This is a genomic window from Aliiroseovarius sp. PrR006, from assembly GCF_010500215.1.
Classification (GTDB): domain Bacteria; phylum Pseudomonadota; class Alphaproteobacteria; order Rhodobacterales; family Rhodobacteraceae; genus Aliiroseovarius.
In genome coordinates this window covers 652,501-677,063 of the sequence record NZ_JAAGOY010000007.1, presented here as the reverse complement: position 1 = coordinate 677,063, position 24,563 = coordinate 652,501, and the positions used below count along the sequence as shown (strand labels likewise).

Sequence of the window (24,563 nt, the reverse complement as noted above, 5' to 3'; positions counted from 1 at the left end):
GTCACGATGGAACCTCTTGCGACAGGAATGTGGCCAGCTCACCGGTGGTGAATGGCTTGGGCAATACGGGGAACCCGGCGCTCTTGCGGCGCGGGTCGTCAAGCGGCAGCGATGTCATCAGCAGCATCGGCACATCCAACCCGGTCTGGGATAGCGCGGCCAGAAACTCGGGCCCAGTCTGCGCACCTTCCAGTATAACATCAGACAGGATCAGGCCCAGCCCCTCGATCCCGGTCAAGGACAGGGCATCCTCGGCCGAGGTCGCCTCGATCACCTGATGGCCCATGCTGATCAGCATTTCGCGGACAGATGTGCGGATGGCTTCGCTGTCTTCGATCAACAGAACAAGGCGGGGCGAAATGGGTTGGGCGGGGATGCGCAGGGGCAGGCGCATGGAGACGACGGCACCGCCCGTGTCGGCGCTATTGAAGATCTTGACCTGCCCCCCGGCCACTTTGGTCTGGTCATAGACCATCGACAGCCCCAGCCCCGATCCTTCGCCGCCCTTGGTGGTAAAGAACGGGTCCAGCGCGTGCTCGAGCGCCTCTGTCGAGAAGCCCGGCCCGGTGTCGGTGACGCGGAATTCGACCCAAGTTTCGCGGATCGGGCGGGCGGTTAGGTGGATGTCTCCGCCCGCATCGCCAAGGGCGTGAGAGGCGTTGATGATCAGGTTCAGAAGCCCGTCCTGCACGGCGCCAGAATCAAGGACAACACGCTGGTCCAGATCGAATGCCTCGACCTTCAGATTAATTTTGGTGGGTAAGGTTGGCCCCGCAAGGCTTTCCAACCCTTTCAGCATATCGGGGACGTTCACCGGCTCCATGTGCACATCGCGCCGACCCGAGATCGTGGCGATGCGTTCCAGAAGCGTGCCCCCCCGGCGCACGGCGGCGTTGGTGGCTTGCACCAGTTCCTGCGCATCGTTGCCAATCGGCATCTGCGCCAAGCGGCTTTGCAGGCCCATGATGATGGTTAGAAGATTGGAAAAGTCATGCGCGACGCCGGATGTCAGCTGTGCTGCCAGCTCGCGTTTGCGGGTTTGGGCAAGGGCAGCGCGGGACTGGGCTTCCTCGGTAACGTCCATCGACAGGATGTAGACGCCGGTGATCTGGTCTTCGCCCTTGTCCGGGGTCAATGCCACGCGGATACGGCGGCCCGAGGTTTCGTGTGTAAATTCGAACACGCTGCTTTCGCCATGAAAGGCGCGCGCGAAATAGGGGCTGATCCGTGCAAAAGCCTCGTCTCCCAACGCTTCGCTCGCATGCAGGCCCAGCAGGTCTGTCGGACGGCCTGGAATAACCTTGCCCAGACGACGGTTCGAGAATGTATAGTACAGATCATGGTCGATCCGCGCGATGTGCGCGGGCATCATTTCCGCGGTCAGACGGGTGCGACTTTCCATTAAGGTCAATTGCCGCTTGGTTTCTTCCAAGGCGGTATTGGCCGAGGCGAGCGCCCGGTTGGTCTGGCCCAGTTCCTCGGTATACGAAAGCACCTGATCGGACAGCTCCTCGGACCGGGCACGCAGAAGTGATTCCTGACGTTTGATCGGCGTGATGTCGGTGTACACCGTAACCCAGCCCCCCTGCGGCAGCGGGTGCCCTTCTACCGATATCACACGTCCATTGGCACGGGTGCGCTCCATGTAATGGGGTTCGAAATCCAGCGCCTGATCGACACGCGATTGGACAAATGCGTCGATATCTCCGACCGCTCCGTAGTCGCCACGCTCAGCAAGGTAGCGGATAGTTTCGGAAAATGGCGCGCCGGGTTGCACCAGATGATCGGGCAGATCGAACATATCCTGAAACTGCCGGTTTCCGATGACCAAAGAGAGCCGTCGATCATAGATGGAAAGCGCCTGTTGAATCAGGTTCAGCCCGGCTTGGGTCAACGCGGCTGTTTCTGAAGATTGTAGTGGCAAGCAATCCCCTCCTGCCCCTATCGCTAGCACCTGATTTGCCTAGGGAAAAGAGGAATGAGACCCGCGGTAAGGATTTCAACTGAACTTGTAACAATTCGATAGAATTGGGAAAAAGTGCCGAAACCTTTGACCGCGAGGTTTTTATGGTCAGGGTTGTCGAACAAGATTCGTCCGACAGCCACGTACGTCGGCGGACCGACGGTGGGAGGAAAATTTGGCACAGGATCTAGCCACAGCAGGCGCATTCGCTTCAATTCCGGAGCTACTTGCCCGGAATGTGAAGGAATTTGGTGATCGCCCGGCTTATCGGGAGAAAGAATTCGGGATCTGGCAAAGCTGGACCTGGGCAGAGGCGGCTGAAGAAATTCAGAACCTTGCTCTGGGTCTATTGGCTTTGGGGATCAACCGTGGAGACCACGTGGCCATCATTGGCCGAAACCGTCCGGCCCACTACTGGGCGATGGTTGCAGCACAGAAGGTAGGCGCCGTTCCGGTGCCGCTTTACCAAGATGCGGTCGTGGAAGAGATGGAATACGTGCTGGACCATTGCGGCGCACGTTTCGTCATCTGCGGAGATCAGGAACAAGTCGACAAAGTGATCGAGGTGCAGGACAAGATCCATCACATCGAACACGTGTTGTACTATGACAAGCGTGGCTTGCGGAAATACGACCACAGCCACCTGCATTGGTATGTCGACATTCAGGAAGAAGGCCGCGTGGCCCATGCCCGTCTGGAAGACGACATGGCCGCCCGCGAAGCCGAGCTGGACTACGACAGCACCTGCGTGATGTTGTACACTTCGGGCACCACGGGTCGCCCCAAAGGTGTGGTTCTGTCGAACCGCAACATCATCGAAAGCGCGAAGAACTCGTCCGAGTTCGACAATCTGGGTGTGAACGAAGACATTCTGGCCTATCTGCCGATGGCATGGGTTGGTGACTTCATCTTCTCGCTGGGTCAGGCCATGTGGACTGGTTTCTGCGTGAACTGCCCGGAAAGCGCTGACACGCTGATGTCGGATTTGCGCGAAATCGGGCCGACCTACTACTTCGCTCCGCCGCGCGTGTTCGAAACCCAGCTGACCAACGTGATGATCCGCATGGAAGACAGTGGCGATCTGAAATACGCCATTTTCCATCACTTCATGGACTTCGCAAAAGGCGGTGCCGGTGAAAAGCACGGCATGCCGAAGCGCAAGGTCACAACCCAGAAGAAAACTCTGGAACAGAAGATCCGTCACGGCTTCAACTATGCGATGGGCATCGGCTTTGCGGCTGAGACCATCATCGAAAACGGCATCCGTCTGGCCTTTGCCAAGCTGCGTCACGGCAAGAACGTGCGCAAGCACTTCAAAGCCAAGGACCCGATTGGTCTGAACCTGTATGGCGGCGCGCTGAAGGAATACTTCAAGTACCGCTGTGGTGACGTGCTGGTCTACGGCCCGCTAAAAGACACGCTGGGCTTTGGCCGCATTCGTGTTGGCTATACCGCTGGTGAAGCGATTGGTCCGGAAATCTTCGCGTTCTATCGCTCGATGGGGATCAACCTGAAGCAGCTGTACGGTCAGACCGAAGCGACCGTGTTCATCACTGTCCAGCCGGATGGCGAAGTACGCAACGACACTGTTGGTGTGCCTGCACCGGGCGTGGAAGTGCGCATCGAAGACAATGGCGAGATCTTCTATCGTTCGCCGGGTACCTTTGTTGAGTACTACAACAACCCGGAATCGACGGCTGACACCAAAGATCCTGAAGGTTGGGTTGCAACCGGTGACGCTGGCTTCTTCGACAAGAAGAACGGCCACCTGCGCATTATCGACCGTGCCAAGGACGTGGGCAAAATGGCCGATGGCCGGATGTTCGCACCCAAATATGTTGAGAACAAACTGAAGTTCTATCCGGACATTCTGGAGGCAGTTGTCTTCGGTAATGACCGCGACATGTGTACGGCCTTCATCAACATCGACCTGACCGCCGTAGGTAACTGGGCCGAGCGTAACAACGTGGCCTATGCCTCGTATCAGGAACTGGCCGGCCACCCGGAAGTGGTGTCGACCATTCAGGAACACGTTGAAACGATCAACAAGTCGGTTGCTGAAGACGAGATGCTGTCGGGTTGTCAGATCCACCGCTTCTTGATCCTGCACAAGGAACTGGATGCGGATGACGGTGAAATGACCCGTACCCGTAAGGTGCGTCGTAAGATCGTGGAAGAGAAATACGCTCCGCTGATCGACGCGCTGTATGGCGGCAAGTCCGAGCAATATATCGAAACCGAAGTGACCTATGAAGATGGTCGCAAGGGGTCGATCAACGCCACCCTGGAAATCCGCGATGCGGCTGTGGTGGGTAACACTCAGGGGATGGCGGCAGAATGACGACCGATATGAACGCCGACAGCTACGTCACTGAAGACGGGCGCACCATTGGCCCCGTTGTCATGGACCTTAAAAACATCACACTGCGCTTTGGTGGTGTGGTTGCGATCAAGGACATCAGCTTTGATATCCGCGAAGGCGAGATCCGCGCGATCATCGGCCCGAACGGTGCTGGTAAATCCTCGATGCTGAACGTCATCTCGGGGTTCTATAAACCCCAAGAAGGCGAGGTTTGGTTCCGCGGATCGAAACGCCCTCAGATGCGCCCCTATCAGGTTGCGCGTCAGGGCTTGGCACGGACCTTCCAGAACATCGCGCTGTTTGACGGCATGACTGTTCTGGACAACATCATGACGGGTCGCCTGAACAAGATGAATTCCAACCTGCTTCAGCAGGCCATCTGGAAAGGCAAAGCCGAAAAGGAAGAGCTGGAGAACCGCGAAGCGTGCGAGAAAGTCATCGACTTCCTTGAAATCCAGCACATCCGCAAAACGCCCGTTGGGCGTCTGCCTTACGGTCTGAAAAAGCGTGTTGAACTGGCGCGTGCCTTGGCCGCTGAACCGTCGCTGCTTTTGCTCGACGAACCGATGGCCGGCATGAACGTCGAGGAAAAAGAGGACATGTCCCGCTTCATCCTCGACATGAATGACGAGTTCGGCACCACCATCGCCCTGATCGAGCACGATATGGGCGTGGTTATGGACCTGTCCGACCGCGTCGTCGTCATGGACTACGGCAAGAAAATTGGGGACGGCACGCCCGACGAGGTGCGCAACAACCAGGATGTGATCGACGCCTATCTCGGCGTGTCACACGACTAAGGGGGGAGACTATGCCTGAACAACTACTCTTTGCGATGGAAGTCACCCTGAACGGCCTGATGGCCGGGGTACTCTACGCACTCGTCGCGCTGGGCTTCGTCTTGATCTTCAAGGCATCCGGTATCTTTAACTTTGCCCAGGGTATGCTGGTGGTGTTCGCCGCCATGACCTTGGTGGGTGTGCAGACGGGGCAAATCCCCTTCGCACACCTGATCAACACGATTTTCGGTACTAAAATCCACCACTTCGGATGGACCGTGCCGACGATCTTGGCGATCATCGTGGCTGGCGCAGCCATGGTGTTCGTTGCCTGGATCATCGAGAAATACATCCTTCAACACCTGATCGGTCAGCCTGACATCATCCTGTTCATGGCCACGATCGGCATGTGGTACTTCATGCACGGTTTCGCGCCGCTGATGTGGGGTTCGGAAGTGATGAAGCTGGACGTGGGTCTGGCGCAGGGTATCAACGAAACGATTGATACGACCACCTATAACTGGTTCGGCTATGGCTTCTTTATCGACAACCTCGATATCGTTGCGGCCATCGTTGCAGCCCTTCTGGTGACCGCGCTGGTTCTGTTCTCGCAATACACCAAGCAAGGCCGCGCCCTGCGCGCTGTGGCAGATGACCACTCGGCAGCTCTGTCGGTCGGTATCTCGCTGCGCTTCATCTGGGTACTGGTCTGGTCGATTGCTGGCTTTGTGGCACTTGTTGCCGGGATCATGTGGGGCTCGAAATCGGGCGTGCAGATCTCGCTGGCTGAAGTTGCACTGAAAGCACTTCCGGTTCTGATGCTGGGTGGCTTCACCTCGATCCCGGGCGCCATCATTGGCGGTCTGATCATCGGTGTGGGCGAGCAGCTGTTCGAATTTGCCATCGGTCCCCTTGTGGGCGGCGCAACCCAAGCCTGGTTCGCCTATGTGCTTGCACTTGTCTTCCTCATCTTCCGCCCGCAGGGGCTGTTTGGTGAGAAAATCATCGAAAGGGTCTGATCAATGTTTTACCGCGAAGCTGGTGATTTCAAAACGTCCTACCGTGACGACAACCAGACCTTTCCGATTCGCCTTGATCGGGCTGGATATTGGATCGTCCTGTTCGTCGCCTTCTGTGTGATCCCGTTCTTTGTGAACGACTACTGGGTGAACTCGATCTTTGCTCCGTTCTTCATCTACGCCATTGCGGCGCTGGGGCTGAACATTCTGACGGGTTATGCCGGTCAGGTCTCGCTGGGTACGGGTGGCTTCATGGCTGTAGGGGCTTACTCCGTCTATAAGCTGATGGTGGCCTTCCCGGACATCAACATCGTGTTCCACGTGTTGATCGCTGGCGGCATCACTGCCGCCGTGGGTGTGGCCTTCGGTCTGCCGTCGCTGCGCATCAAAGGGTTCTACCTTGCTGTTGCAACGCTGGCCGCTCAGTTCTTCTTGGTGTGGCTGTTCAACAAAGTGGCGTGGTTCTACAACTACTCGGCCTCGGGTCAGATCAACGCACCTGAGCGCAGCGTGCTGGGCGTCGTTGTGACCGGCCCCAACACCGAAGCCTGGGCAAAATACATGATCTGCCTGGTGTTCCTGGTGGTTCTGGCCTGGGTGGCACGTAACCTGACACGCGGCATGACTGGCCGTAAGTGGATGGGCATCCGCGACATGGACATCGCAGCCGAGATCATCGGGGTGAACCCGCTGATGGCCAAGATGTCGGCCTTCGCTGTCTCGTCTTTCTTTGTCGGTGTTGCTGGCGCTCTGTTCTTCGCCGTCTATCTGGGCGCTGCAGAAGCTGGTGAAAGCTTCGGTATCACCAAGTCGTTCCTGGTGCTCTTCATGATCATCATCGGAGGCCTGGGCTCGATCTTCGGATCCTTTGCTGGCGCGGCCTTCATGGTCCTGATGCCGGTTATTCTGAAGAACCTTCTGGTTGGCACGATGGGTTGGCCCACTGAGATCGCTGCTGAACTGGAATTCATCATCGTTGGTGGTTTGATCGTGATCTTCCTGATCCTCGAACCCCATGGTTTGGCCCAACTGTGGCGTCTCACAAAAGAGAAGCTGCGCCTGTGGCCCTTCCCGCACTAAGCGGGCAAAAAGATCCGGACATCCGGCCAGAGGAGGGTCGGGTGTCCAAACGCAATGCTGCCCATAAGGGCACAATATTTTGCTAATCTAGGGAGGAAGCAAATGACTTTTAAACGTGTTGCCGCGGCGTCTGTAGCCGCACTGATGGTAGCCTCGCCGGTAATGGCGGATCTGGTATTCCCATCGCTCAGCTATCGGACCGGTCCGTTCGCTGCGGGTGGTATTCCTTACGCTGACGGTTTCGCCGACTACATGACTCTGCTGAACGAACGTGACGGCGGTATTGGCGGTGTAGCTGTCAGCACTCCGGAGTGTGAGACGGCCTATAACACCGAAAAAGGTGTGGAATGCTACGAAGCCACCAAAGGCGAAGGCGCTCTGGCCTATAACCCGCTGTCGACCGGTATCACCTATCAGCTGATCCCCAAAGCGACCGCAGACGACATTCCGCTCTACACCCCCGGTTACGGCCGTACCTCGGCTGCAAACGGTAACGTGTTCAGCCACGTGTTTAACTTCCCGGCCAACTACTGGAACGGTGCTTCGGCTGCGATCAACCACGTACTGGACTTGAACGGCGGCGACCTGAAGGGCAAGAAGATCGTTCTGCTGCACTTCAATGGCGCATACGGTAAAGAACCGATCCCGACCCTGACCAAACTGGGCGAGAAGCACGGCTACGACCTGACCACCATTCCGATCGACTATCCGGGCCAAGAGCAGAAAGCTCAGTGGCTGCAGATCCGTCGTGAAAAGCCCGACTACGTTCTGTTCTGGGGCTGGGGCGTAATGAACCAGGTTGCCATTCAGGAAGCCGCGAACATCCGTTACCCGATGGACCAGTTCATCGGCGTATGGTGGTCCGGTGCCGAGCATGACGTGAAGCCTGCTGGCGAAAAAGCCACCGGTTATAAGGCGATGACCTTCCACGGTGTTGGCTCGGACTATCCGGTCTTTGGTGACCTGCAGAAATACGTTGTAGACGCTGGTAAAGCAGCTGGCGACGGCTCCAACGTTGGTACCGTTATCTACAACCGTGGTGTTTACGCCGCGATGATGCTGGCTGAAGCTGCAAAGAATGCGCAGGAAATCCACGGCGTAAAAGACATCACCTCGGCTCAGATGCGTGATGGTCTGGAGCAGCTGGAAATCACCAACGCACGTATGGCCGAACTGGGCATGGAAGGCTTTGGTCCTGAGTTCAAAGTAAGCTGTGCGAACCACGGTGGCCCGGGCGCGATTGCGATCCAGCAGTGGGATGGAGCTGCCGGCAAGTGGTCGCTGATCACCGACTTCTCGGGATCGGACATGGATGTGATCCAGCCGCTGATCGACGCTGACTCGGCTGCTTATGCTGCTGAAAACAAAATCGATCCGCAGTGTAACTAATACACCGGAACGCGTTCGGGCCTTCGGGCCCGGACGACCCCTAGAAACGATTACGAACAGGACGACCTGATATGCTGGACACTGTTAAGACCGAAGAGACCCTGCTTGAGGTCAACAATATCGAGGTCATCTACAATCACGTGATCCTCGTGCTGAAAGGCGTAAGCCTGTCTGTTCCCAAGGGCGGCATCACTGCGCTTCTTGGTGGTAACGGTGCAGGGAAAACGACGACCCTCAAGGCCATTTCGAACCTGCTTCAGGCAGAGCGTGGCGAAGTGACCAAGGGCACGATTGACCACATGGGCGAGAACATCGCCGAACTGAACCCGGCCGCTCTGGTGAAACGCGGTGTCATTCAGGTGATGGAAGGCCGTCACTGCTTTGAACACCTGACCGTGGAAGAGAACCTTCTGACCGGTGCCTATACCCGCACCGATGGCCGCGCCGCGATCGCGAAAGACCTGGAAATGGTCTATGAATACTTCCCCCGACTGGCCGAGCGTCGCAAGTCGCAGGCTGGCTATACCTCGGGTGGTGAGCAGCAGATGGTTGCCATGGGTCGCGCAATGATGTCGCGCCCCGAGATGATTCTGCTGGACGAACCGTCGATGGGTCTGGCCCCGCAGCTGGTGGAGCAGATCTTTGAGATCGTGAAACGTCTGAACGAAGAGCAGGGCACCACGTTCCTGCTGGCTGAACAGAACACCAACGTGGCGCTGAGATATGCCCACTACGGCTACATTCTGGAAAATGGTCGCATCGTGATGGACGGCCCTGCCGCCGAACTGCGCGAGAACCCGGACGTTAAAGAATTCTACCTGGGTATGTCGGATGAAGGTCGTAAGAGCTTCCGCGACGTGCGCTCGTATCGCCGCCGCAAGCGTTGGCTGGCCTAATCAGGCCCGCCACCTTTTAGGCGACCCAACTTTATCATGATTTAACGCCGATCCCGGTCGGCGCAGACAGAGGTTTTGCCCATGTCCAACTATTTTGATGCGCTCGAGACCCGTTCGGAAGATGAACGCGCCGCTGGATTGGCCGCGTCCCTACCCGAGCAGATCGCCCGCGCCAAGGCACTGTCCGGCTATGCTAGCCTTCTGGCAGATGTCGATGCGGCAAGCGTTACCTCGACCGAGGCATTGGCGACGCTGCCGGTTCTGCGCAAGTCCGAGATTGGCAAGGCGCAGGCGGCTGACGGTCCTCTGGGTGGGTTCGGAGGTCTACCGACCCACGAATTCGCGCATATCTTCCAAAGCCCCGGCCCGATCTATGAACCCGGTGGGGTAGGCCATGACTGGTGGCGCATGGGACGTTTCCTGAGCGCCTGTGGCATCGGCAAGGGCGACATCGTGCAGAACTGCTTTGGCTATCACCTGACGCCAGCTGGCATGATCTTCGAAAACGGCGCACGCGCTGTAGGCGCGGCTGTCATTCCCGCGGGTGTCGGCCAGACCGAGCTTCAGGTTCGCGCTGCTGCCGATATCGGCACCACGGCCTATGCCGGGACGCCTGACTATCTGAAGATCATTCTGGACCGCGCCGATGCAGATGGCGTGAAGCTGAAGATCACCAAGGCTGCCGTAGGCGGCGGGGCGCTCTTCCCCAGCCTGCGTCAGGAATATGCTGATCGTGGCATCACCTGCCTGCAAAGCTATGCCACCGCTGATCTGGGCAACGTGGCGTATGAAAGCGACGCGATGGAAGGTATGATCGTGGATGAAGGCGTGATCGTCGAGATCGTCCGCCCCGGCACCGGCGATCCCGTTGCGCCGGGTGAGGTGGGAGAGGTTGTCGTGACCACGCTGAACCCCGACTATCCGCTGATCCGTTTTGCTACCGGTGATCTGTCGGCCGTGCTGCCGGGCGTCAGCCCTTGTGGCCGCACCAACATGCGGATCAAGGGCTGGATGGGGCGCGCCGACCAGACTGCCAAGATCAAGGGCATGTTTGTCCGTCCCGAGCAGGTCGCCGATTTTGTCGCCAAACACGCCGAGATCGCCAAGGCCCGCGTCATCGCAACGCGTGAAGGCGAGATGGACGCGATGACCGTTCAGGTCGAGGCCAATGGCGGCGATGCCAATGCGTATGCCAAGTCGGTCGCAGATACGTTGAAGCTGAAGGGCAAGATCGAACTGGTCGCGCCGGGCAGTCTGCCGAATGACGGCATCGTCATCGACGACCAGCGCGTCTACGACTGAAGACTTTCAAAGTTTCCTCCCGGATGGGGCTGGGGCAACCCGGCCCTTTCTGCGTTTCTGGAAATGGCCTTGGTCGCGCAAATCCAAACCTCCAAACACAAAAAAGCCGCCCAATGGGCGGCTTCTTCTGTAACGCTGCTGAAGCGATTAACCCTGACGGGCTTTGAACCGGCGCTGCGTCTTGTTGATCACGTATACGCGGCCTTTACGGCGCACGACGCGGCAATCGCGGTGACGGTTTTTCAGCGAGCGGAGCGAGTTGCGAACTTTCATGGTCCTTCTCCTTCTACGCGGCGCTGCGGTTGCGCCTAGGCTTCAGTTATACCTTCTGACCTTTCGGTCATCTGGCGGTTCATGGTGGGCGATACTGGGATCGAACCAGTGACCCCTTCGATGTCAACGAAGTGCTCTACCGCTGAGCTAATCGCCCGAAAATCTGTGTCGAAACAACCTTTTCAGGCCGATCCAAACGATGAGACGCGGGAAACCCCGCGCCGGTTCGCGTTGCTATAAAAGGAGTCGGGGCTGCGCGCAAGGGCTTTTGGCAAGAGTTTTTTACTTTATAAAGAGCTTAGGAGGCAAAGATGCAGGCGCAGACATTTTCGTTGTATCGTCCAAGGTTCGAAGACACGAGCGTCGTTTTCGCGTCGCCGCATAGTGGGTCCCACTATGATGAGGTGTTTCTGAAGCAGACTGTTCTTGATGAGCGCACGATCCGTTCATCTGAAGATGCCTATGTAGACAGGCTTTACGCCTTTGCCACGGAATGCGGTGCCCCCTTTCTCTGTGCCAACACACCCCGCGCCTATGTGGATCTGAACCGTGGCGCGGACGAGCTGGACCCCGCGCTGATTTCGGGCCTGCGACGTTCGACGTTGAACCCGCGCATCTCATCCGGGCTGGGTGTGATTCCTCGCGTTGTTGCAGGGGGGCGCGCGATCTATCGCGGCAAGATGACCCTTGGGGCGGCGCAGAAACGTCTGAACGCCCATTGGCATCCCTATCACAATGCATTGCGGCAGCTGATGGATACCAACGTGTCACGCTATGGGCAGGCGATCTTGCTGGATTGCCATTCCATGCCGCACGAGGCCTTGGCCAGCCTGCGTCGCAGCGCCTCGGACATGCCTGAAATCGTGTTGGGGGACAGATTCGGGGCCTCGGCCAATGCCGATATTGTCGACGCAGTCGAGGCCGCCTTTCAGGATGCTGGCTTCCGCACCGCGCGCAATATGCCCTTTGCGGGCGCGTTCATGGTGCAGCACTATGGTCGTCCTCAGGCCGGGCGCCATGTGGTGCAGATCGAGATCGACCGCTCGCTTTATATGGACGAGGCGTCGATCACGCCGAACTATCGTTTTACCGAGGTGCAGAGCCGCCTGCGGACCGTCATCGCGCGGATTGCCGACATTGGACGGCGTGATACGGCGCTGGCTGCCGAATAGGGCTTAGCGCAATCCACGCCCCTTCTTGATTGCATCCTTCCCGAAACGCGCGCGGATCTTGTCTGTCGCCTTCTCCGCCTGACGTCGCTGCTCGGCGTTGGGGTCCAGCAAATCCTGTGTCGTGTCGGTCTGGGTTGCAGGGCCGATATGGCTCAGCCCGACACCAATCAAGCGAAACGGCCCCTTGTCCAGAACCGTGTCCAGCAACGCGCGGGCGGTGCGATAGATGCGATCCGCGGATTGGGTCATATCCCCCAGATTGCTCTGGCGGCTCATCGCACGAAAGTCGGCGCGTTTCAGTTTCAGCGTCACAACCTGTCCCGCCATGTCCCGCGCCTTGGCGCGGTCCGAAACATTCTCGGCCAGACGCCAAAGGTGGCCGTCCAGCAGGTCGGGGTTTGCCGTATCCTCGAGGAACGTGGTTTCGTTTGAGATCGACTTGATCGGTGCATGGGCCGAGACGCGGCGTTTGTCCTGACCACGCGCCAAATGCCACAGGCGTTCCCCCATGCCCCCGAACCGGGCCACAAGGTCTTCCTTGTCCCAGCGCAACAGGTCCTCGAACGTGTGGACGCCCGCCTTGTCCAGCTGCGCCTGACTGACGCCCCCCACGCCCCAAATCAGGCCCACGGGTTTGTCGCGCAGGAAGTCCATCGTCTCGGCCTTGCCGATCACCGAGAACCCCTTTGGTTTGTCCAAATCGGACGCGACCTTGGCCAGAAACTTGTTGTGACTGAGGCCAATCGAGCCGGTCAGGCCCAGCTCGACCTCCATCCGGTTGACCAACCGGGCCAGCATGACTGCAGGCGGCACGCCATGCAACTGGGCCGTGCCGGTCATGTCCAGAAACGCCTCGTCTAGTGACAGGGGTTCGATGGCGGGGGTCAGCTCGTCCATCATCGAGCGGATTTGTTTCGAGACGGCCGCATAGTGGCTGCCGCGCGGACGGATCACCACCGCGTCCGGGCACAGTTTCAACGCCTGAAACATTGGCATGGCAGAGCGGACGCCGCGAATGCGCGCGACATAGCAGGCGGTGGAAACCACGCCGCGTTTGCCGCCGCCAATGATTACCGGTTTATCCGCAAGCTCGGGATTGTCGCGCTTTTCAACCGAGGCATAAAACGCGTCGCAATCCATATGCGCAATCGACAGGTCAAACAGTTCCGGATGCGACAGCACACGGGGACTGTTGCAGGACGGGCAGCGACGGCCCGTGTCGAACTGGGTCAGGCATTTGCGGCATAAGGACGGCATGGCGCGAAATTAGCGGATGCGACGGGTGGGGAACAGGCCTAGTCTGCCCCTATGACTACAGACGACTTCATCGGTGCGAAATTGGTTCTGCTGATCAGCGGGCAGCTTGTGACCATCTTGCGGGATGATCGGCAGGATATCCCCTACCCAAATATGTGGGACATGCCCGGCGGTGGGGCCGAGCCGGGGGAAACACCCGAAGACTGTGTGCTGCGCGAGACGTGTGAGGAGCTTTCTTTGGTGATCGCACCGGATCAACTGATCTGGAAGCAGCGTTTTGAAAGCCCGCATGAACCGGGTCGATTTTCGTGGTGGTTTGGGGCGATTCTGCCCGATGGGGCCGAGGCGCAAATCCAGTTAGGAAACGAAGGCCAATGTTGGCGCTTGGTGCCCCCTGAAGACTGGCTTTGCGACCCGCGCGCGATCGCGCATTTCAAGCCGCGCGCACGGGTGGGACTGGCTGCACTTTCGCGCATTAACAGTTGAAATTCGGGCATTTCATCCCCATCTATCAACCAATCGTGGACAGTGAAAGGCTTTCTTAATGGATGAGATTTTGATCGGTATCGGCGGCGGCAACATTGTGTTGCTCCTGCTGGCCGCATTCTTGATTTTGACAGTTTTCCGGGGCGTAAAGATCGTTCCGCAAAGTGAAAAATACGTGGTCGAGCGTTTCGGCCGTTTGCAGTCGGTCCTTGGGCCGGGCATCAACTTTATCGTACCGTTTCTGGATCGCGTACGCCACAAGGTGTCGATCCTTGAGCGCCAGCTTCCGACGGCCAGTCAGGACGCCATTACCTCGGACAACGTGTTGGTGCAGGTCGAGACCTCGGTGTTCTATCGCATACTTGAGCCGGAGAAGACGGTGTACCGTATTCGCGACGTTGACGCCGCGATTGCGACGACCGTGGCCGGTATCGTGCGTGCTGGGATTGGTGAGATGGAGCTGGACGAAGTTCAGTCCAACCGCCAGCAGCTGATCTCGCAGATCAAGCAGCAGGTTGCGGATGCCGTGGATGATTGGGGCATCGAAGTGACCCGTGCCGAAATCCTCGACGTGAACCTTGATGCGGCCACCCGCGAAGCGATGTTGCAGCAGCTGAACGCCGAACGCGCCCGTCGTGCGCAGGTGACCGAGGCAGAAGGCACGCGTCGTGCCGTCGAGCTTCAGGCAGACGCGGAGCTTTACGCCGCGCAGAAAGAGGCTGAAGCGCGTCGTGTATCTGCAGACGCTGAAGCCTATGCGACCGAGGTCGTGGCAAAGGCGATCAAGGAAAACGGTATCGAGGCCGCGCAATATCAGGTCGCTCTGAAACAAGTTGAAGCGTTGACCGCCGTGGGTGCTGGTGACGGCAAGCAGACCGTTATTCTGCCCGCCAATGCGCTGGATGCTTTTGGCGATGCGTTCAAAATGTTGAAAGGAAAAGCGTGATGCTTTGGTCCGTCTGGTGGGCGTGGATCGGTGGGGCGATCGCGCTTGTGATCCTCGAAATCCTCGCGCCCGGCTATATCTTCCTGGGCTTCGCGATTGGCGCAACGGCTGTTGGCGTATTGTTGGCCTTGGGTGCCAGTCTTAGCCTGCCAATTCTGCTGGTAATCTTCGCCGCGGTGTCTCTGGCGTCATGGCTGGTTCTGCGCATGGCCTTTGGTGTGCGCAAAGGACAGACCAAGACCTGGGACACGGACATCAACGAGATGTAGGGCCCATGCCAGCTGTTGAAACGAAAACACCCCGCTCTGATCCGAGCGGGGTGTTTTACTTTTAGATTGCTGCCAGTTCCGCCAGCACCGCTTGGGCTGCGGCGCGGGGATCGGGGGCGTTTCGGATCGGGCGGCCCACCACGATGTGATCGGCCCCGTCCTTGATGGCCTGTGCGGGTGTCGCCACGCGTTTCTGGTCGCCTAAGGCCGCGCCTGCAGGGCGCACACCTGGGGTGACGATCAGTTTGCCTTCAGCTTCGGGCAGGGCGCGGATCAGCTTGGCCTCTTGCGGCGAGGCGATGACGCCATCGGCACCCGCCTCCATCGCGCGGGCGGCGCGTTCCAACACCAGATCCTGCACGTCACCCGGTTTGATCAAGCCCGCATCCAGATCCGAGCGATCCAGCGAGGTCAGGATGGTCACGGCCAGGATCTTCATATCCTTGCCACCTTTGCCTTCGGCAGCGGCGCGCACCACATGCGGGTCGCCGTGGACAGTCAGGAAATCCAGATCGAACTGCGACAGGCCGCGCACTGCGGCCTCGACCGTGTTGCCGATGTCGAACAGTTTCATGTCCAGAAAGATCTTCTTGCCGAACTCGTCCTTCAGCTCGTTCGCCAAAGCCAGTCCGCCTCCGGTCAGCATCCCCAGCCCGATCTTGTAGAAATTCACCGCATCTCCAAGCGTTTCGGCCAGTTTCAACCCTTCCAGCGCGTTGGGCACATCGAGGGCTACAATCAAACGATCATCGGTCATGTCTGGGGTCTCCGTTCCGGTTCGCGAGTTCCTACGCCGAAGCGGCGAAAAACGCAAATCTGTCACGGTTGATCGGCTTGAATTTTCGCCCCGAAACCCCAAATTAATCCCGAGGCCCAATAAGATGTGCTGCAAGGGCGGGCATCTGAACACTAGGGCGCTTGAAAAGGAGAGTGACATGGATTTGTCGAAGTTCACTGAACGGTCACGCGGCTTCATTCAGGCTGCACAGACCATCGCCATGCGCGAAAACCACCAGAGACTGGTTCCCGAACATTTGCTGAAAGCCCTCATGGATGACGAAGAGGGCATGAGCGCCAACCTGATCACCAAGGCGGGCGGCGCGCCGGATCGCGTGCGCGCGGCTGTGGATGCGGCCATTGGCAAGCTGTCCAAGGTGACGGGCGATGGCGCTCAGGTCTATATGGATAACAAGACGGCCAGCGTGATTGATGAGGCGCAGAAGCTGGCCAAAAAGGCTGGCGACAGCTTTGTGCCGGTCGAGCGGTTGCTGACGGCCTTGGCCGTGGTGAAATCCGGTGCGCGCGATGCGCTGGATGCCGGTGCTGTGGACGCCAAGAAGCTGAACGCCGCGATCAATCAGATCCGTCAGGGGCGCACGGCTGACAGTGCCAGCGCCGAGGACAGCTATGAAGCGCTGTCGAAATATGCGCGCGACCTGACTGAAGCGGCTGCCGAGGGCAAGATCGACCCGATCATTGGGCGTGACGAAGAAATTCGCCGCACGATGCAGGTTCTGTCGCGTCGCACCAAGAACAACCCGGTTCTGATCGGTGAACCCGGCGTGGGTAAAACCGCGATTGCCGAGGGTTTGGCTTTGCGCATCATCAATGGCGACGTGCCGGAAAGCCTGCGCAACAAAAAACTGATGGCGCTGGACATGGGGGCCTTGATCGCCGGTGCGAAATATCGTGGTGAGTTCGAGGAGCGCCTGAAGGCGGTTCTGAACGAAGTGACCGCCGCCGCCGGCGAGATCATCCTGTTTATCGACGAAATGCACACGCTTGTGGGCGCCGGTAAATCGGATGGCGCGATGGACGCGGCCAACCTGATCAAGCCTGCGCTGGCTCGCGGCGAACTGCACTGTGTGGGCGCCACGACGCTGGATGAATACCGTAAATACGTGGAAAAAGACGCGGCTTTGGCCCGTCGTTTCCAGCCCGTGATGGTCGAAGAGCCGACGGTGGAAGACACGATCTCGATCCTGCGGGGCATCAAGGAAAAGTACGAGCTGCACCACGGCGTGCGGATTTCGGACAGCGCCTTGGTGGCGGCGTCGACCCTGTCGCATCGCTATATCACCGACCGCTTCCTGCCGGACAAAGCCATCGACCTTGTGGACGAAGCGGCCAGCCGTTTGCGGATGGAAGTGGACTCGAAGCCCGAGGAGCTGGACGCTTTGGACCGTCAGATCCTACAAATGCAGATCGAGGCCGAAGCGCTGCGTCTGGAAGACGATAAGGCGTCGAAGGACCGACTTGAAAAACTGGAAACTGAGCTGTCAGCCTTGAACGAGAAGTCCGCTAGCCTGACCGCCAAGTGGCAGTCGGAACGCGACAAGCTGGAAGGTGCGCGCGAGCTGAAAGAGCAGCTGGACCGCGCCCGTGCCGAACTGGACGTTGCCAAACGTGAAGGCAATTTGGCCAAGGCGGGTGAGCTGTCTTACGGAGTCATTCCGGGGCTGGAAAAGAAGCTGGAAGACGCCGAAGGCGCCGAGGCCGAGATGATGGTCGAAGAAGCCGTGCGCCCCGAACAGATCGCATCCGTGGTCGAGCGCTGGACGGGCATTCCGACCTCGAAAATGCTGGAAGGCGAACGTGAAAAGCTCTTGCGCATGGAAGAAGAGCTTGGCCGTCGTGTGATCGGTCAGGATCTGCCCGTGACCGCCGTCTCGAACGCCGTGCGCCGCGCACGTGCCGGTCTGAACGACGAGAACCGCCCGCTTGGCTCGTTCCTGTTCCTCGGGCCAACCGGTGTGGGTAAAACCGAGCTGACCAAAGCCGTGGCCGACTTCCTGTTTGACGACGACAGCGCCATGGTGCGCATTGATATGTCCGAGTTCATGGAGAAACACGCGGTCGCCCGTCTGATCGGCGCGCCTCCGGGCTATGTCGGCTATGATGAAGGCGGCGTGTTGACCGAAGCCGTGCGGCGCAGGCCCTATCAGGTCGTGCTGTTCGACGAGGTCGAAAAAGCGCACCCGGACGTGTTCAACGTGCTTTTGCAGGTTCTGGACGACGGTGTCCTGACCGACGGGCAGGGGCGCACCGTGGACTTCAAGCAGACGCTGATCATCCTGACGTCGAACCTTGGCGCGCAGGCGCTGAGCCAGCTGCCGGACGGGGCCGATGCCTCGGACGCGAAGCGCGATGTGATGGACGCGGTGCGGGCGCATTTCCGCCCCGAGTTCCTGAACCGTCTGGACGAGACGATCATCTTCGATCGCCTGACCCGCGAGGATATGGACGGCATCGTCGATATCCAACTGGGTCGCCTGACCAAGCGTCTGGGCCGCCGCAACATCGCGCTGGATCTGGATGCGGCGGCGAAGAAGTGGCTGGCGGATGAAGGCTATGACCCTGTCTTCGGCGCACGTCCGTTGAAGCGCGTCATCCAGCGCGCGTTGCAGAACCAACTGGCCGAGATGCTGCTGGCGGGTGATGTGATGGACGGAGATACGATCACCGTCAGTGCTGGCGCCGACGGGCTGTTGGTCGGGGATCGGGTGTCGAGCTCGAACCGGCAACCGCCCGAGGACGCGGTGGTGCATTAACCAGAAAACTGCAAGAGCCCGCTATCAGGCGGGCTCTTGCTTAATTTAGCGGAGTAGCGGCTTCGAGCCCGAAGCGAAATTTGAGCGTGCTCAAGGACAACAATGGCCCATGTCATTAGAGTGGTTGCAGGAGGACGAGAATCCAATGCCGCGAATGTTTTTGCTGTTTCTTCTCATGTCTGCTGCCCTGCCCGCAGCAGCAGAAAGCCTTTCGAACACGGAGTTGGACTTCGGATTTGGGAGAGTGACGCTTCCACCTGCACTTAATTGGTCAACAGATAAAGGTGCTGGCAATCATGTTTTTGCCCATAGGGTTATAAAGGACGATCATTCAATTGTGGCTGGTGTTAGATGGTCAACCCAGTTTTCAAATGAGACTGCTTACCTCTTGCTTTCGCAACCAGAGAACATCCTGCAGTCTAGGGTTTCAGAGATTCACAACGAACTTGATCAGGGCCGCTTCCCAGTACAAGCCTTCGAGCAACTCGTTTGGAATCATGCGGGTGCCAGCTGCAAGAAATATCAGGTTAATGCAGTGGACAGCCACGTGAGAGACGACAGCGGGGTTTCCTATCCCTTCCGTGCCATTGGCGTCATTTGCATCGTATCAAAATACCCCGCCTACTTTGAAATGGACTACAGTGAAAGGCATGCCCCATCTGAGCCAGCCTACGGGAATCTGGATAAAGAGGCGGATGCATTTTTCAAGAGTTTGCTGTTGAAGTAGCGGCCCAGAGGCTCACCACTCTACGAGTGGCTGTTTTGTCCGCAAATCCACCGTAGGCGTGGGAAGGGTTCCCACATCGCTGCACATTCGCCCCCACCAACAAAACACGCCTGCCGATCTTCATCGGCGGGCGCTTTTTCGGAGAAGTGAGCCTGAACCCTCGGCAAAACCTCGAAGAATTCCGCTGTGCTATTGAATAACACGCGCGGGGGGAGTTAGCTGGAAGGGTACAAGATTTGCACAGGTGGTATGGCAATGCCGTCACTGAGCGGCAAACGGAAATTGATAGCTGTCGCGAACGCTATGGCAGATAGCTGCGACTTGCAGAAAAGGAGCAAGACCATGAAAATTCTGACAACGGTGGCAGCGTCTGTTCTGATGGCATCCCAGGCCTTCGCTGGATCTTATGAAGTAAGATGCCAGACGACTTCTGTCCCCTACGAAGAGACCGTCAAAGGTGGAGAGCCTGAAAAAGTCATCGGTGGCGCGATTATTGGTGGGGTGATCGGCCAAGTCGTCACGGATGATGCTGGAGGTGCGGCCGCTGGCGCGATCATCGGTGGGGCAATCGGCCATAACAACAGCCAGCAGACGGTCACCAAATACAAAGAGGTCGAGACCTGCCGGAATGTATTCATCCCTGAGCGGATCACAGATGCCGACGTTGTTACGCGGGCTATCGCTGATTTGAACGGCGGTCGGTCCGTCAGCAAAGAAATGACGATGGATGTACAGTATACAATTGGCGTCGCATATGACGGCAAATGGGGGCCGATGTCTCGACGTGCTGCAGATGAGTATCTGGCTAGCCTCACACCCGATGCGCAGCCAGAAGCGGATCTGTATTCGCTGGTCGTCAATGACGTTGTCATTGTCAGCTCAGCCGACGCAAATTCGATCGACGAAATCTCGAAGGCTCTGCTGCAAGCGGGTGTTGAATCGCAGATTTTCGTTAATCTGCAGTGATCCGTCCGGATCGATAGATTGCTGTCTGAGAGATTGCTCGCAGACCCGACACCAAAATTGCGCCCGCCGATTTTCACCGGCGGGCGCTTGCTTTTGTGAGTGGTGGGGTGGGGAATTAGGTTTCGTTGGGGATCAGGCCAGCCTCTTGCGCGGCGGCCAGTTCCTCGGCGTCCAATACGCCGTCGTCGTTGGTGTCGGCGGTCGAGAAGGTCTCGGCGGTGACGTCCGGATACATGGCAACGGTTTCTTCGATCGTCACCATGCCGTCGCCATTCGCGTCCAAACCTTCCGCAAAGGCGGCGGTTGCGGCGGTCAGGACGATGGCGCTGGTCAGAGTCGCGAGTTTCATATGGTGCTCCGTGAGTTTTAAATTCTGTCTGCGTCGGAATGAACGCAGTGGCAGAGAAACACGGGGGACTGGGCGGCACAGCGTCCATCGACAGAATGGGCCGAAACCAGCAGAGCGCCGCGAATTTCGCGTCTACCCATAGGCGAGGAATGGTGCATGCAAGAGGGGTGGGGCAGGGGGTGGCGAAGCTTCTCCGACGCTGCGCGCGGATTTCGGCGGAGCATTGCTCAGAAAACCAGAACTGTGCCTCTCGGCGGAATTTGTCTGCGCCGAATCTTCTGCACATAAATGTCAGTGCCCGTGACTTTCCCTTCCGACCATCTGCGCTACACTCGGCCTGAAACGGAGGGAACAGTATGCAGTCGATGTTCTGGGCAATCGAGCTTCTGGCTCAGGTGTTGGTCTTTGCGGTTGGGGTTATCCTCGTGGTGATCGCGACACTTTATATAATAGACCGTCTGCAGACCCATGACGCGGTGCGCCGGAACTATCCAGTGATCGGGCGTTTCCGGGCGCTGTTCTCGAACCTGGGCGAGTTCTTTCGGCAGTATTTCTTCGCGATGGATCGGGAAGAGTTACCGTTCAACCGGGCGCAGCGCCATTGGGTCGAACACACGGCGGCAGGCAAGGGGAATACGCTGGCCTTCGGGTCGACGCGGAACCTGAGCGTGGTGGGCACGCCGATCTTCGTGAATGCCGCCTTTCCTCCGCTGGACACGCAATTTGCCCAGACCGCCCCGATGATCATTGGCCCGCATGCGCGTACGCCGTTTGAGGCGAAGTCGATCTTCAACCTGTCCGGCATGAGCTTTGGTGCCTTGTCCCGTCCGGCGGTCGAGGCGCTGTCGATTGGCACTGCCAAAGCGGGCGTCTGGATGAACACTGGGGAAGGGGGCTTATCGCCCTATCACCTGAAAGGTGGGGGCGATGTCGTGTTTCAGATCGGCACCGCAAAATATGGCGTGCGCGATCATGACGGGAACCTGTCCGACGAGAAGCTGCGCGAAGCTGCGGCCCATCCTGAAGTGAAGATGTTCGAGCTGAAGCTGGCGCAAGGGGCGAAGCCGGGCAAGGGGGGCATTCTGCCGGCCGAGAAGGTCTCGGACGAGATTGCGAAGATCCGGGGGATCCGCGTGGGAGAGGCCTCGATTTCCCCGAACCGTCACCCAGAGATCGATGACTGGGACGATCTGCTCGATATGCTGACACATATACGAGAGGTCACCGGCAAGCCTGTCGGCTTCAAAACTGTGATTGGTGCGATCGAGCCATTTGAAGAGCTGTTCGACCGGATCGTCGCGCGTGGGCCGGACGCCGCGCCCGATTTCATCACCATTGATGGCGGGGAAGGGGGCACCGGTGCCGCGCCCATGCCGCTGATGGATCTGGTCGGCATGCCGATCCGCGAGGCGCTGCCGCAGATCGTCGACCTGCGCGACGCGCGGGGGCTGCATGACCGCATCCGGATCATCGCCTCGGGCAAACTGGTGAACCCGGGCGACGTCGCGTGGGCGATCTGTGCGGGTGCGGATTTCGTCGTGTCAGCGCGGGGGTTTATGTTCTCGCTGGGCTGTATCCAGGCGCTGAAGTGCAACAAGAACACTTGCCCGACCGGCATCACCACCCATGATCCCCGGTTCCAGAAAGGTCTGGTGCCGGAAGACAAATGTGTGAAGGTCGCGCGCTATGCCAAGGGCATCGTGAAAGAGGTCGAAACCATCGCGCACTCCGTCGGCGTGGCCGAACCCCGCCAGATGCGCCGTAGACACGTACGGTTGGTGCAGGACAGCGGGCGCTCGGTCCCGATGAACGAGATTTATCCCTCGGTCCAGATGCCCGCGGAATGAATTGTTACAGTCCTCTGGCGCGGACGTGAGCCATTGTGCTTTGGCTTTGCGCGTCCGCCGTCTTAGATCAGAATAAGATCAGAAGACGAGGTGCCCGTGATGGCCTATAAGAATGTGCTGAAATACTCGGACGTGACGCCCAAGGCGGACTACATGAACCGCCGCCAGTTGATGGGCGGTGCCGCCGGGTTGTTTGCAGGTATGGCCATGGGGCCGGCGTTGGGCGCTTCGAAATACTCGACCGACGCAACGCCCAACACGTTCGAAGAGATCTCGAGCTACAATAACTTCTACGAGTTTGGCACCGGCAAGGACGATCCCGCCCGCCACGCGCATCAGCTGACCATCGACCCGTGGTCGGTGCAGATCGACGGGATGGTCGACAAGCCGGGCAGCTATGGGCTTGAGGATATTCTGAAGAAGGTCAGCCAAGAGGAACGCATCTATCGCTTCCGCTGTGTTGAAGCGTGGTCGATGGTGATCCCGTGGTACGGGTTCGAGCTGAACCAGTTGCTGGATATGGCAGGCGTGCAGCCGGGCGCGAAGTATGTGGCGTTTGAAACGCTGGTCCGCAAAGAAGAAATGCCCGGCATCCGCACCGTGAACGTCGACTGGCCCTACCGCGAAGGTCTGCGTCTGGACGAAGCCATGCACCCGCTGACCATCATGGCCACTGGCATCTACGACAAGCCTATGCCGAAACAGAACGGTGCGCCGCTGCGTTTGGTGGTTCCGTGGAAGTATGGCTTCAAATCGATCAAGTCGATCGTGCGCGTCACACTGACGGATAAGCAGCCGCTGACCACGTGGAACATGCTCCAGCCGCGCGAGTATGGCTTTTATTCAAATGTGAACCCAGAGGTCAGCCACCCCCGCTGGTCGCAGGCCACGGAACGCACCATCGGTGGCGGTCTGTTTGCCAAGCGTAAAGAGACGCTGATGTTCAACGGATACGAAGAAGAGGTCGCCGGGCTGTACTCTGGTATGGATCTGGCGAAGAATTTCTGATGCAGATCGAGAGCATCTCTGAGCTGACCTGCCCCCATTGCGGACACACGTCGCGCGAAGAAATGCCCGATGACGCCTGCATGTTCTTCTACGAATGCAAGGGCTGTCACGAAGTCCTGCGCCCGAAACCCGGCGACTGCTGCGTGTTCTGTTCCTATGGGACTGTCGCGTGCCCACCAATCCAAAGCGGAGAGGGCTGTTGTTCGTGAAACTTGTTGACCATCTAAATCATGGCCTGCGCAAAGTTCCGGTCTGGCTTGTCTATACGCTCGGTGCGGCGTTGCCCTTTTGGTACCTCTATCTGGGATTGACCGGAGGTCTTGGTGTCGAGCCGATCAAGGCACTGGAGCACGAACTGGGCGAGCTGGGATTGCAAACGCTGATCCTTGGGCTGGCAGTTACCCCGCTACGCGCCATTACAGGTGTGAACCTGATCCGGCTGCGTCGCGTGATCGGCGTGCTGACCTTCTTCTATGTCGCGGCGCATCTACTGGTCTGGCTGGTGCTGGATGTGCAGATCCTGTCCGAGATCTGGAAGGACATCCTGAAGCGTCCCTATATTACGGTTGGCATGGCGGCGTTCATTCTGATGACTCCCCTTGCGATCACCTCGAACAACTGGTCCATCCGCAAACTGGGTCCGCGGTGGGGCAAGCTGCACAAGCTGGTCTATCCGACCGCAGCACTGGGCGGCATCCACTATATAATGGTGGGCAAAACCTGGGAGGCTGAATCACTCCTCTATATGGCCGTGATTCTGGTTCTACTGGGGTGGCGGGTGAACGACTCGCGGAAAAAACAGCGGTCTCGTGCGATTCATCAGAGAAATTCGGCGAGACCGGCCTAGAATCCTTCTGAAATACGAAGGTGACTCGGAAAATTGCCCGGCGATTCATCTGAATCGGCCGGGAATTTTCATTGA

Annotated in this window: 23 protein-coding genes and 1 tRNA gene; 18 read left to right on the top strand and 6 right to left on the bottom strand. The window is 58.4% G+C overall.

The genetic code is table 11. The annotated features are described in order from the left end of the window. Position 1: 1 nt before the first annotated feature. Positions 2-1,924 (bottom strand): PAS-domain containing protein, encoded by a 1,923-nt coding sequence (locus tag G0Q00_RS11800; protein WP_163039547.1) that lies wholly within the window; start codon positions 1,922-1,924, stop codon positions 2-4. Between the two features lie 214 nt (positions 1,925-2,138). Here G0Q00_RS11800 and G0Q00_RS11795 point away from each other — a divergent pair, with 214 nt between their 5' ends. The 7 genes from G0Q00_RS11795 (at position 2,139) to G0Q00_RS11765 (ending at position 10,790) form a co-directional block, all read left to right on the top strand. Further along, a complete protein-coding gene (locus G0Q00_RS11795) occupies positions 2,139-4,304 on the top strand; it encodes an AMP-binding protein (RefSeq protein WP_163039545.1) in 2,166 nt (721 codons plus the stop codon). Further along, positions 4,301-5,125 (top strand): ABC transporter ATP-binding protein, encoded by an 825-nt coding sequence (locus G0Q00_RS11790; RefSeq protein WP_239058425.1) that lies wholly within the window; start codon positions 4,301-4,303, stop codon positions 5,123-5,125. Before G0Q00_RS11795 ends, G0Q00_RS11790 begins: the two co-directional genes overlap by 4 nt. 11 nt (positions 5,126-5,136) lie before the next feature. Continuing rightward, the gene (locus tag G0Q00_RS11785) at positions 5,137-6,123 is read left to right on the top strand and encodes a branched-chain amino acid ABC transporter permease (protein ID WP_163039543.1); all 987 of its coding nucleotides are present in this window, start codon (positions 5,137-5,139) and stop codon (positions 6,121-6,123) included. Between the two features lie 3 nt (positions 6,124-6,126). After that, positions 6,127-7,203, top strand: coding sequence for a branched-chain amino acid ABC transporter permease (locus G0Q00_RS11780; RefSeq protein WP_163039542.1), 1,077 nt, complete (start codon positions 6,127-6,129; stop codon positions 7,201-7,203). A gap of 102 nt (positions 7,204-7,305) precedes the next feature. Then, positions 7,306-8,592 carry an ABC transporter substrate-binding protein gene (locus G0Q00_RS11775; protein ID WP_163039540.1) on the top strand — a complete coding sequence of 429 codons (1,287 nt, stop codon included), beginning with the start codon at positions 7,306-7,308 and terminating at the stop codon, positions 8,590-8,592. Positions 8,593-8,663: 71 nt separating this feature from the next. Beyond that, positions 8,664-9,488 carry an ABC transporter ATP-binding protein gene (locus tag G0Q00_RS11770; RefSeq protein ID WP_163039538.1) on the top strand — a complete coding sequence of 275 codons (825 nt, stop codon included), beginning with the start codon at positions 8,664-8,666 and terminating at the stop codon, positions 9,486-9,488. Positions 9,489-9,569: 81 nt separating this feature from the next. Next, positions 9,570-10,790, top strand: coding sequence for a phenylacetate--CoA ligase family protein (locus G0Q00_RS11765; RefSeq protein WP_163039536.1), 1,221 nt, complete (start codon positions 9,570-9,572; stop codon positions 10,788-10,790). A gap of 147 nt (positions 10,791-10,937) precedes the next feature. On the opposite strand, the gene ykgO is transcribed toward G0Q00_RS11765, so the two are convergent. Continuing rightward, positions 10,938-11,063, bottom strand: a complete 126-nt coding sequence (gene ykgO / locus G0Q00_RS11760) for a type B 50S ribosomal protein L36 (protein ID WP_005850168.1) — start codon at positions 11,061-11,063, stop codon at positions 10,938-10,940. Positions 11,064-11,145: 82 nt separating this feature from the next. Next, positions 11,146-11,220 (bottom strand) — tRNA-Val (locus G0Q00_RS11755). 154 nt (positions 11,221-11,374) lie between these two features. Between G0Q00_RS11755 and G0Q00_RS11750 the strand changes: the two genes are divergently transcribed. Beyond that, positions 11,375-12,235, top strand: a complete 861-nt coding sequence (locus G0Q00_RS11750; RefSeq protein ID WP_163039534.1) for an N-formylglutamate amidohydrolase — start codon at positions 11,375-11,377, stop codon at positions 12,233-12,235. A gap of 3 nt (positions 12,236-12,238) precedes the next feature. Here G0Q00_RS11750 and G0Q00_RS11745 read toward each other — a convergent pair whose 3' ends face one another. After that, positions 12,239-13,492, bottom strand: a complete 1,254-nt coding sequence (locus tag G0Q00_RS11745) for a DNA polymerase IV (RefSeq protein ID WP_163039532.1) — start codon at positions 13,490-13,492, stop codon at positions 12,239-12,241. 51 nt (positions 13,493-13,543) lie between these two features. Between G0Q00_RS11745 and G0Q00_RS11740 the strand changes: the two genes are divergently transcribed. From G0Q00_RS11740 to G0Q00_RS11730, 3 genes are read left to right on the top strand one after another with little or no spacing between them, the layout of a single operon-like run. Beyond that, positions 13,544-13,978 carry an NUDIX hydrolase gene (locus tag G0Q00_RS11740; protein ID WP_163039530.1) on the top strand — a complete coding sequence of 145 codons (435 nt, stop codon included), beginning with the start codon at positions 13,544-13,546 and terminating at the stop codon, positions 13,976-13,978. Positions 13,979-14,036: 58 nt separating this feature from the next. Then, positions 14,037-14,924 carry an SPFH domain-containing protein gene (locus tag G0Q00_RS11735; RefSeq protein ID WP_163039528.1) on the top strand — a complete coding sequence of 296 codons (888 nt, stop codon included), beginning with the start codon at positions 14,037-14,039 and terminating at the stop codon, positions 14,922-14,924. Beyond that, positions 14,924-15,193, top strand: a complete 270-nt coding sequence (locus tag G0Q00_RS11730; protein WP_163039526.1) for an NfeD family protein — start codon at positions 14,924-14,926, stop codon at positions 15,191-15,193. Before G0Q00_RS11735 ends, G0Q00_RS11730 begins: the two co-directional genes overlap by 1 nt. 61 nt (positions 15,194-15,254) lie before the next feature. Here the strand turns inward: G0Q00_RS11730 and pyrF are convergent, their stop codons facing one another. Further along, entirely contained in the window at positions 15,255-15,950 is a 696-nt protein-coding gene (pyrF, locus tag G0Q00_RS11725; protein ID WP_163039524.1) for an orotidine-5'-phosphate decarboxylase, read from the bottom strand. Positions 15,951-16,128: 178 nt separating this feature from the next. On the opposite strand from pyrF, the gene clpB reads away from it, so the two are divergent. The 3 genes from clpB (at position 16,129) to G0Q00_RS11710 (ending at position 20,437) form a co-directional block, all read left to right on the top strand. Continuing rightward, positions 16,129-18,744: an ATP-dependent chaperone ClpB gene (clpB, locus tag G0Q00_RS11720; RefSeq protein WP_163039522.1), complete on the top strand. Its 2,616-nt coding sequence runs from the start codon at positions 16,129-16,131 to the stop codon at positions 18,742-18,744. A 109-nt stretch (positions 18,745-18,853) separates the two neighbouring features. After that, entirely contained in the window at positions 18,854-19,471 is a 618-nt protein-coding gene (locus tag G0Q00_RS11715) for a hypothetical protein (protein ID WP_163039520.1), read from the top strand. A gap of 342 nt (positions 19,472-19,813) precedes the next feature. Further along, on the top strand, positions 19,814-20,437 hold the full coding sequence (locus G0Q00_RS11710; protein ID WP_163038406.1) for a hypothetical protein: 624 nt from the start codon (positions 19,814-19,816) through the stop codon (positions 20,435-20,437). A gap of 115 nt (positions 20,438-20,552) precedes the next feature. Here G0Q00_RS11710 and G0Q00_RS11705 read toward each other — a convergent pair whose 3' ends face one another. Then, positions 20,553-20,786: an EF-hand domain-containing protein gene (locus G0Q00_RS11705; protein WP_163039518.1), complete on the bottom strand. Its 234-nt coding sequence runs from the start codon at positions 20,784-20,786 to the stop codon at positions 20,553-20,555. Positions 20,787-21,142: 356 nt separating this feature from the next. On the opposite strand from G0Q00_RS11705, the gene G0Q00_RS11700 reads away from it, so the two are divergent. The 4 genes from G0Q00_RS11700 to msrQ all read left to right on the top strand — a co-directional run bounded on the left by G0Q00_RS11700 (position 21,143) and on the right by msrQ (position 24,488). After that, the gene (locus tag G0Q00_RS11700; RefSeq protein WP_163039516.1) at positions 21,143-22,633 is read left to right on the top strand and encodes an FMN-binding glutamate synthase family protein; all 1,491 of its coding nucleotides are present in this window, start codon (positions 21,143-21,145) and stop codon (positions 22,631-22,633) included. Positions 22,634-22,732: 99 nt separating this feature from the next. Then, positions 22,733-23,641: a protein-methionine-sulfoxide reductase catalytic subunit MsrP gene (msrP, locus tag G0Q00_RS11695; RefSeq protein ID WP_163039515.1), complete on the top strand. Its 909-nt coding sequence runs from the start codon at positions 22,733-22,735 to the stop codon at positions 23,639-23,641. After that, positions 23,641-23,850 carry a GDCCVxC domain-containing (seleno)protein gene (locus tag G0Q00_RS15910; protein WP_239058424.1) on the top strand — a complete coding sequence of 70 codons (210 nt, stop codon included), beginning with the start codon at positions 23,641-23,643 and terminating at the stop codon, positions 23,848-23,850. Before msrP ends, G0Q00_RS15910 begins: the two co-directional genes overlap by 1 nt. Next, complete coding sequence (gene msrQ, locus G0Q00_RS11690) at positions 23,847-24,488, top strand: protein-methionine-sulfoxide reductase heme-binding subunit MsrQ (RefSeq protein WP_370458565.1); 642 nt, start codon at positions 23,847-23,849, stop codon at positions 24,486-24,488. Before G0Q00_RS15910 ends, msrQ begins: the two co-directional genes overlap by 4 nt. Positions 24,489-24,563 lie beyond the last annotated feature (75 nt).

What these genes read in the sequence shown, in the direction of transcription:
- msrP (WP_163039515.1), top strand. Translation starts at nt 22,733, where the DNA reads ATGGCCTATAAGAATGTGCTGAAATACTCGGACGTGACGCCCAAGGCG.
- ykgO (WP_005850168.1), bottom strand. Translation starts at nt 11,063, where the DNA reads ATGAAAGTTCGCAACTCGCTCCGCTCGCTGAAAAACCGTCACCGCGAT.
- G0Q00_RS11730 (WP_163039526.1), top strand. Translation starts at nt 14,924, where the DNA reads ATGCTTTGGTCCGTCTGGTGGGCGTGGATCGGTGGGGCGATCGCGCTT.
- G0Q00_RS11710 (WP_163038406.1), top strand. Translation starts at nt 19,814, where the DNA reads ATGAAAATTCTGACAACGGTGGCAGCGTCTGTTCTGATGGCATCCCAG.
- G0Q00_RS11715 (WP_163039520.1), top strand. Translation starts at nt 18,854, where the DNA reads ATGTCATTAGAGTGGTTGCAGGAGGACGAGAATCCAATGCCGCGAATG.
- G0Q00_RS11700 (WP_163039516.1), top strand. Translation starts at nt 21,143, where the DNA reads ATGCAGTCGATGTTCTGGGCAATCGAGCTTCTGGCTCAGGTGTTGGTC.
- G0Q00_RS11745 (WP_163039532.1), bottom strand. Translation starts at nt 13,492, where the DNA reads ATGCCGTCCTTATGCCGCAAATGCCTGACCCAGTTCGACACGGGCCGT.
- G0Q00_RS15910 (WP_239058424.1), top strand. Translation starts at nt 23,641, where the DNA reads ATGCAGATCGAGAGCATCTCTGAGCTGACCTGCCCCCATTGCGGACAC.
- G0Q00_RS11750 (WP_163039534.1), top strand. Translation starts at nt 11,375, where the DNA reads ATGCAGGCGCAGACATTTTCGTTGTATCGTCCAAGGTTCGAAGACACG.
- pyrF (WP_163039524.1), bottom strand. Translation starts at nt 15,950, where the DNA reads ATGACCGATGATCGTTTGATTGTAGCCCTCGATGTGCCCAACGCGCTG.
- G0Q00_RS11775 (WP_163039540.1), top strand. Translation starts at nt 7,306, where the DNA reads ATGACTTTTAAACGTGTTGCCGCGGCGTCTGTAGCCGCACTGATGGTA.
- G0Q00_RS11740 (WP_163039530.1), top strand. Translation starts at nt 13,544, where the DNA reads ATGACTACAGACGACTTCATCGGTGCGAAATTGGTTCTGCTGATCAGC.
- G0Q00_RS11790 (WP_239058425.1), top strand. Translation starts at nt 4,301, where the DNA reads ATGACGACCGATATGAACGCCGACAGCTACGTCACTGAAGACGGGCGC.
- G0Q00_RS11780 (WP_163039542.1), top strand. Translation starts at nt 6,127, where the DNA reads ATGTTTTACCGCGAAGCTGGTGATTTCAAAACGTCCTACCGTGACGAC.
- G0Q00_RS11770 (WP_163039538.1), top strand. Translation starts at nt 8,664, where the DNA reads ATGCTGGACACTGTTAAGACCGAAGAGACCCTGCTTGAGGTCAACAAT.
- clpB (WP_163039522.1), top strand. Translation starts at nt 16,129, where the DNA reads ATGGATTTGTCGAAGTTCACTGAACGGTCACGCGGCTTCATTCAGGCT.
- G0Q00_RS11705 (WP_163039518.1), bottom strand. Translation starts at nt 20,786, where the DNA reads ATGAAACTCGCGACTCTGACCAGCGCCATCGTCCTGACCGCCGCAACC.
- G0Q00_RS11735 (WP_163039528.1), top strand. Translation starts at nt 14,037, where the DNA reads ATGGATGAGATTTTGATCGGTATCGGCGGCGGCAACATTGTGTTGCTC.
- G0Q00_RS11765 (WP_163039536.1), top strand. Translation starts at nt 9,570, where the DNA reads ATGTCCAACTATTTTGATGCGCTCGAGACCCGTTCGGAAGATGAACGC.
- G0Q00_RS11785 (WP_163039543.1), top strand. Translation starts at nt 5,137, where the DNA reads ATGCCTGAACAACTACTCTTTGCGATGGAAGTCACCCTGAACGGCCTG.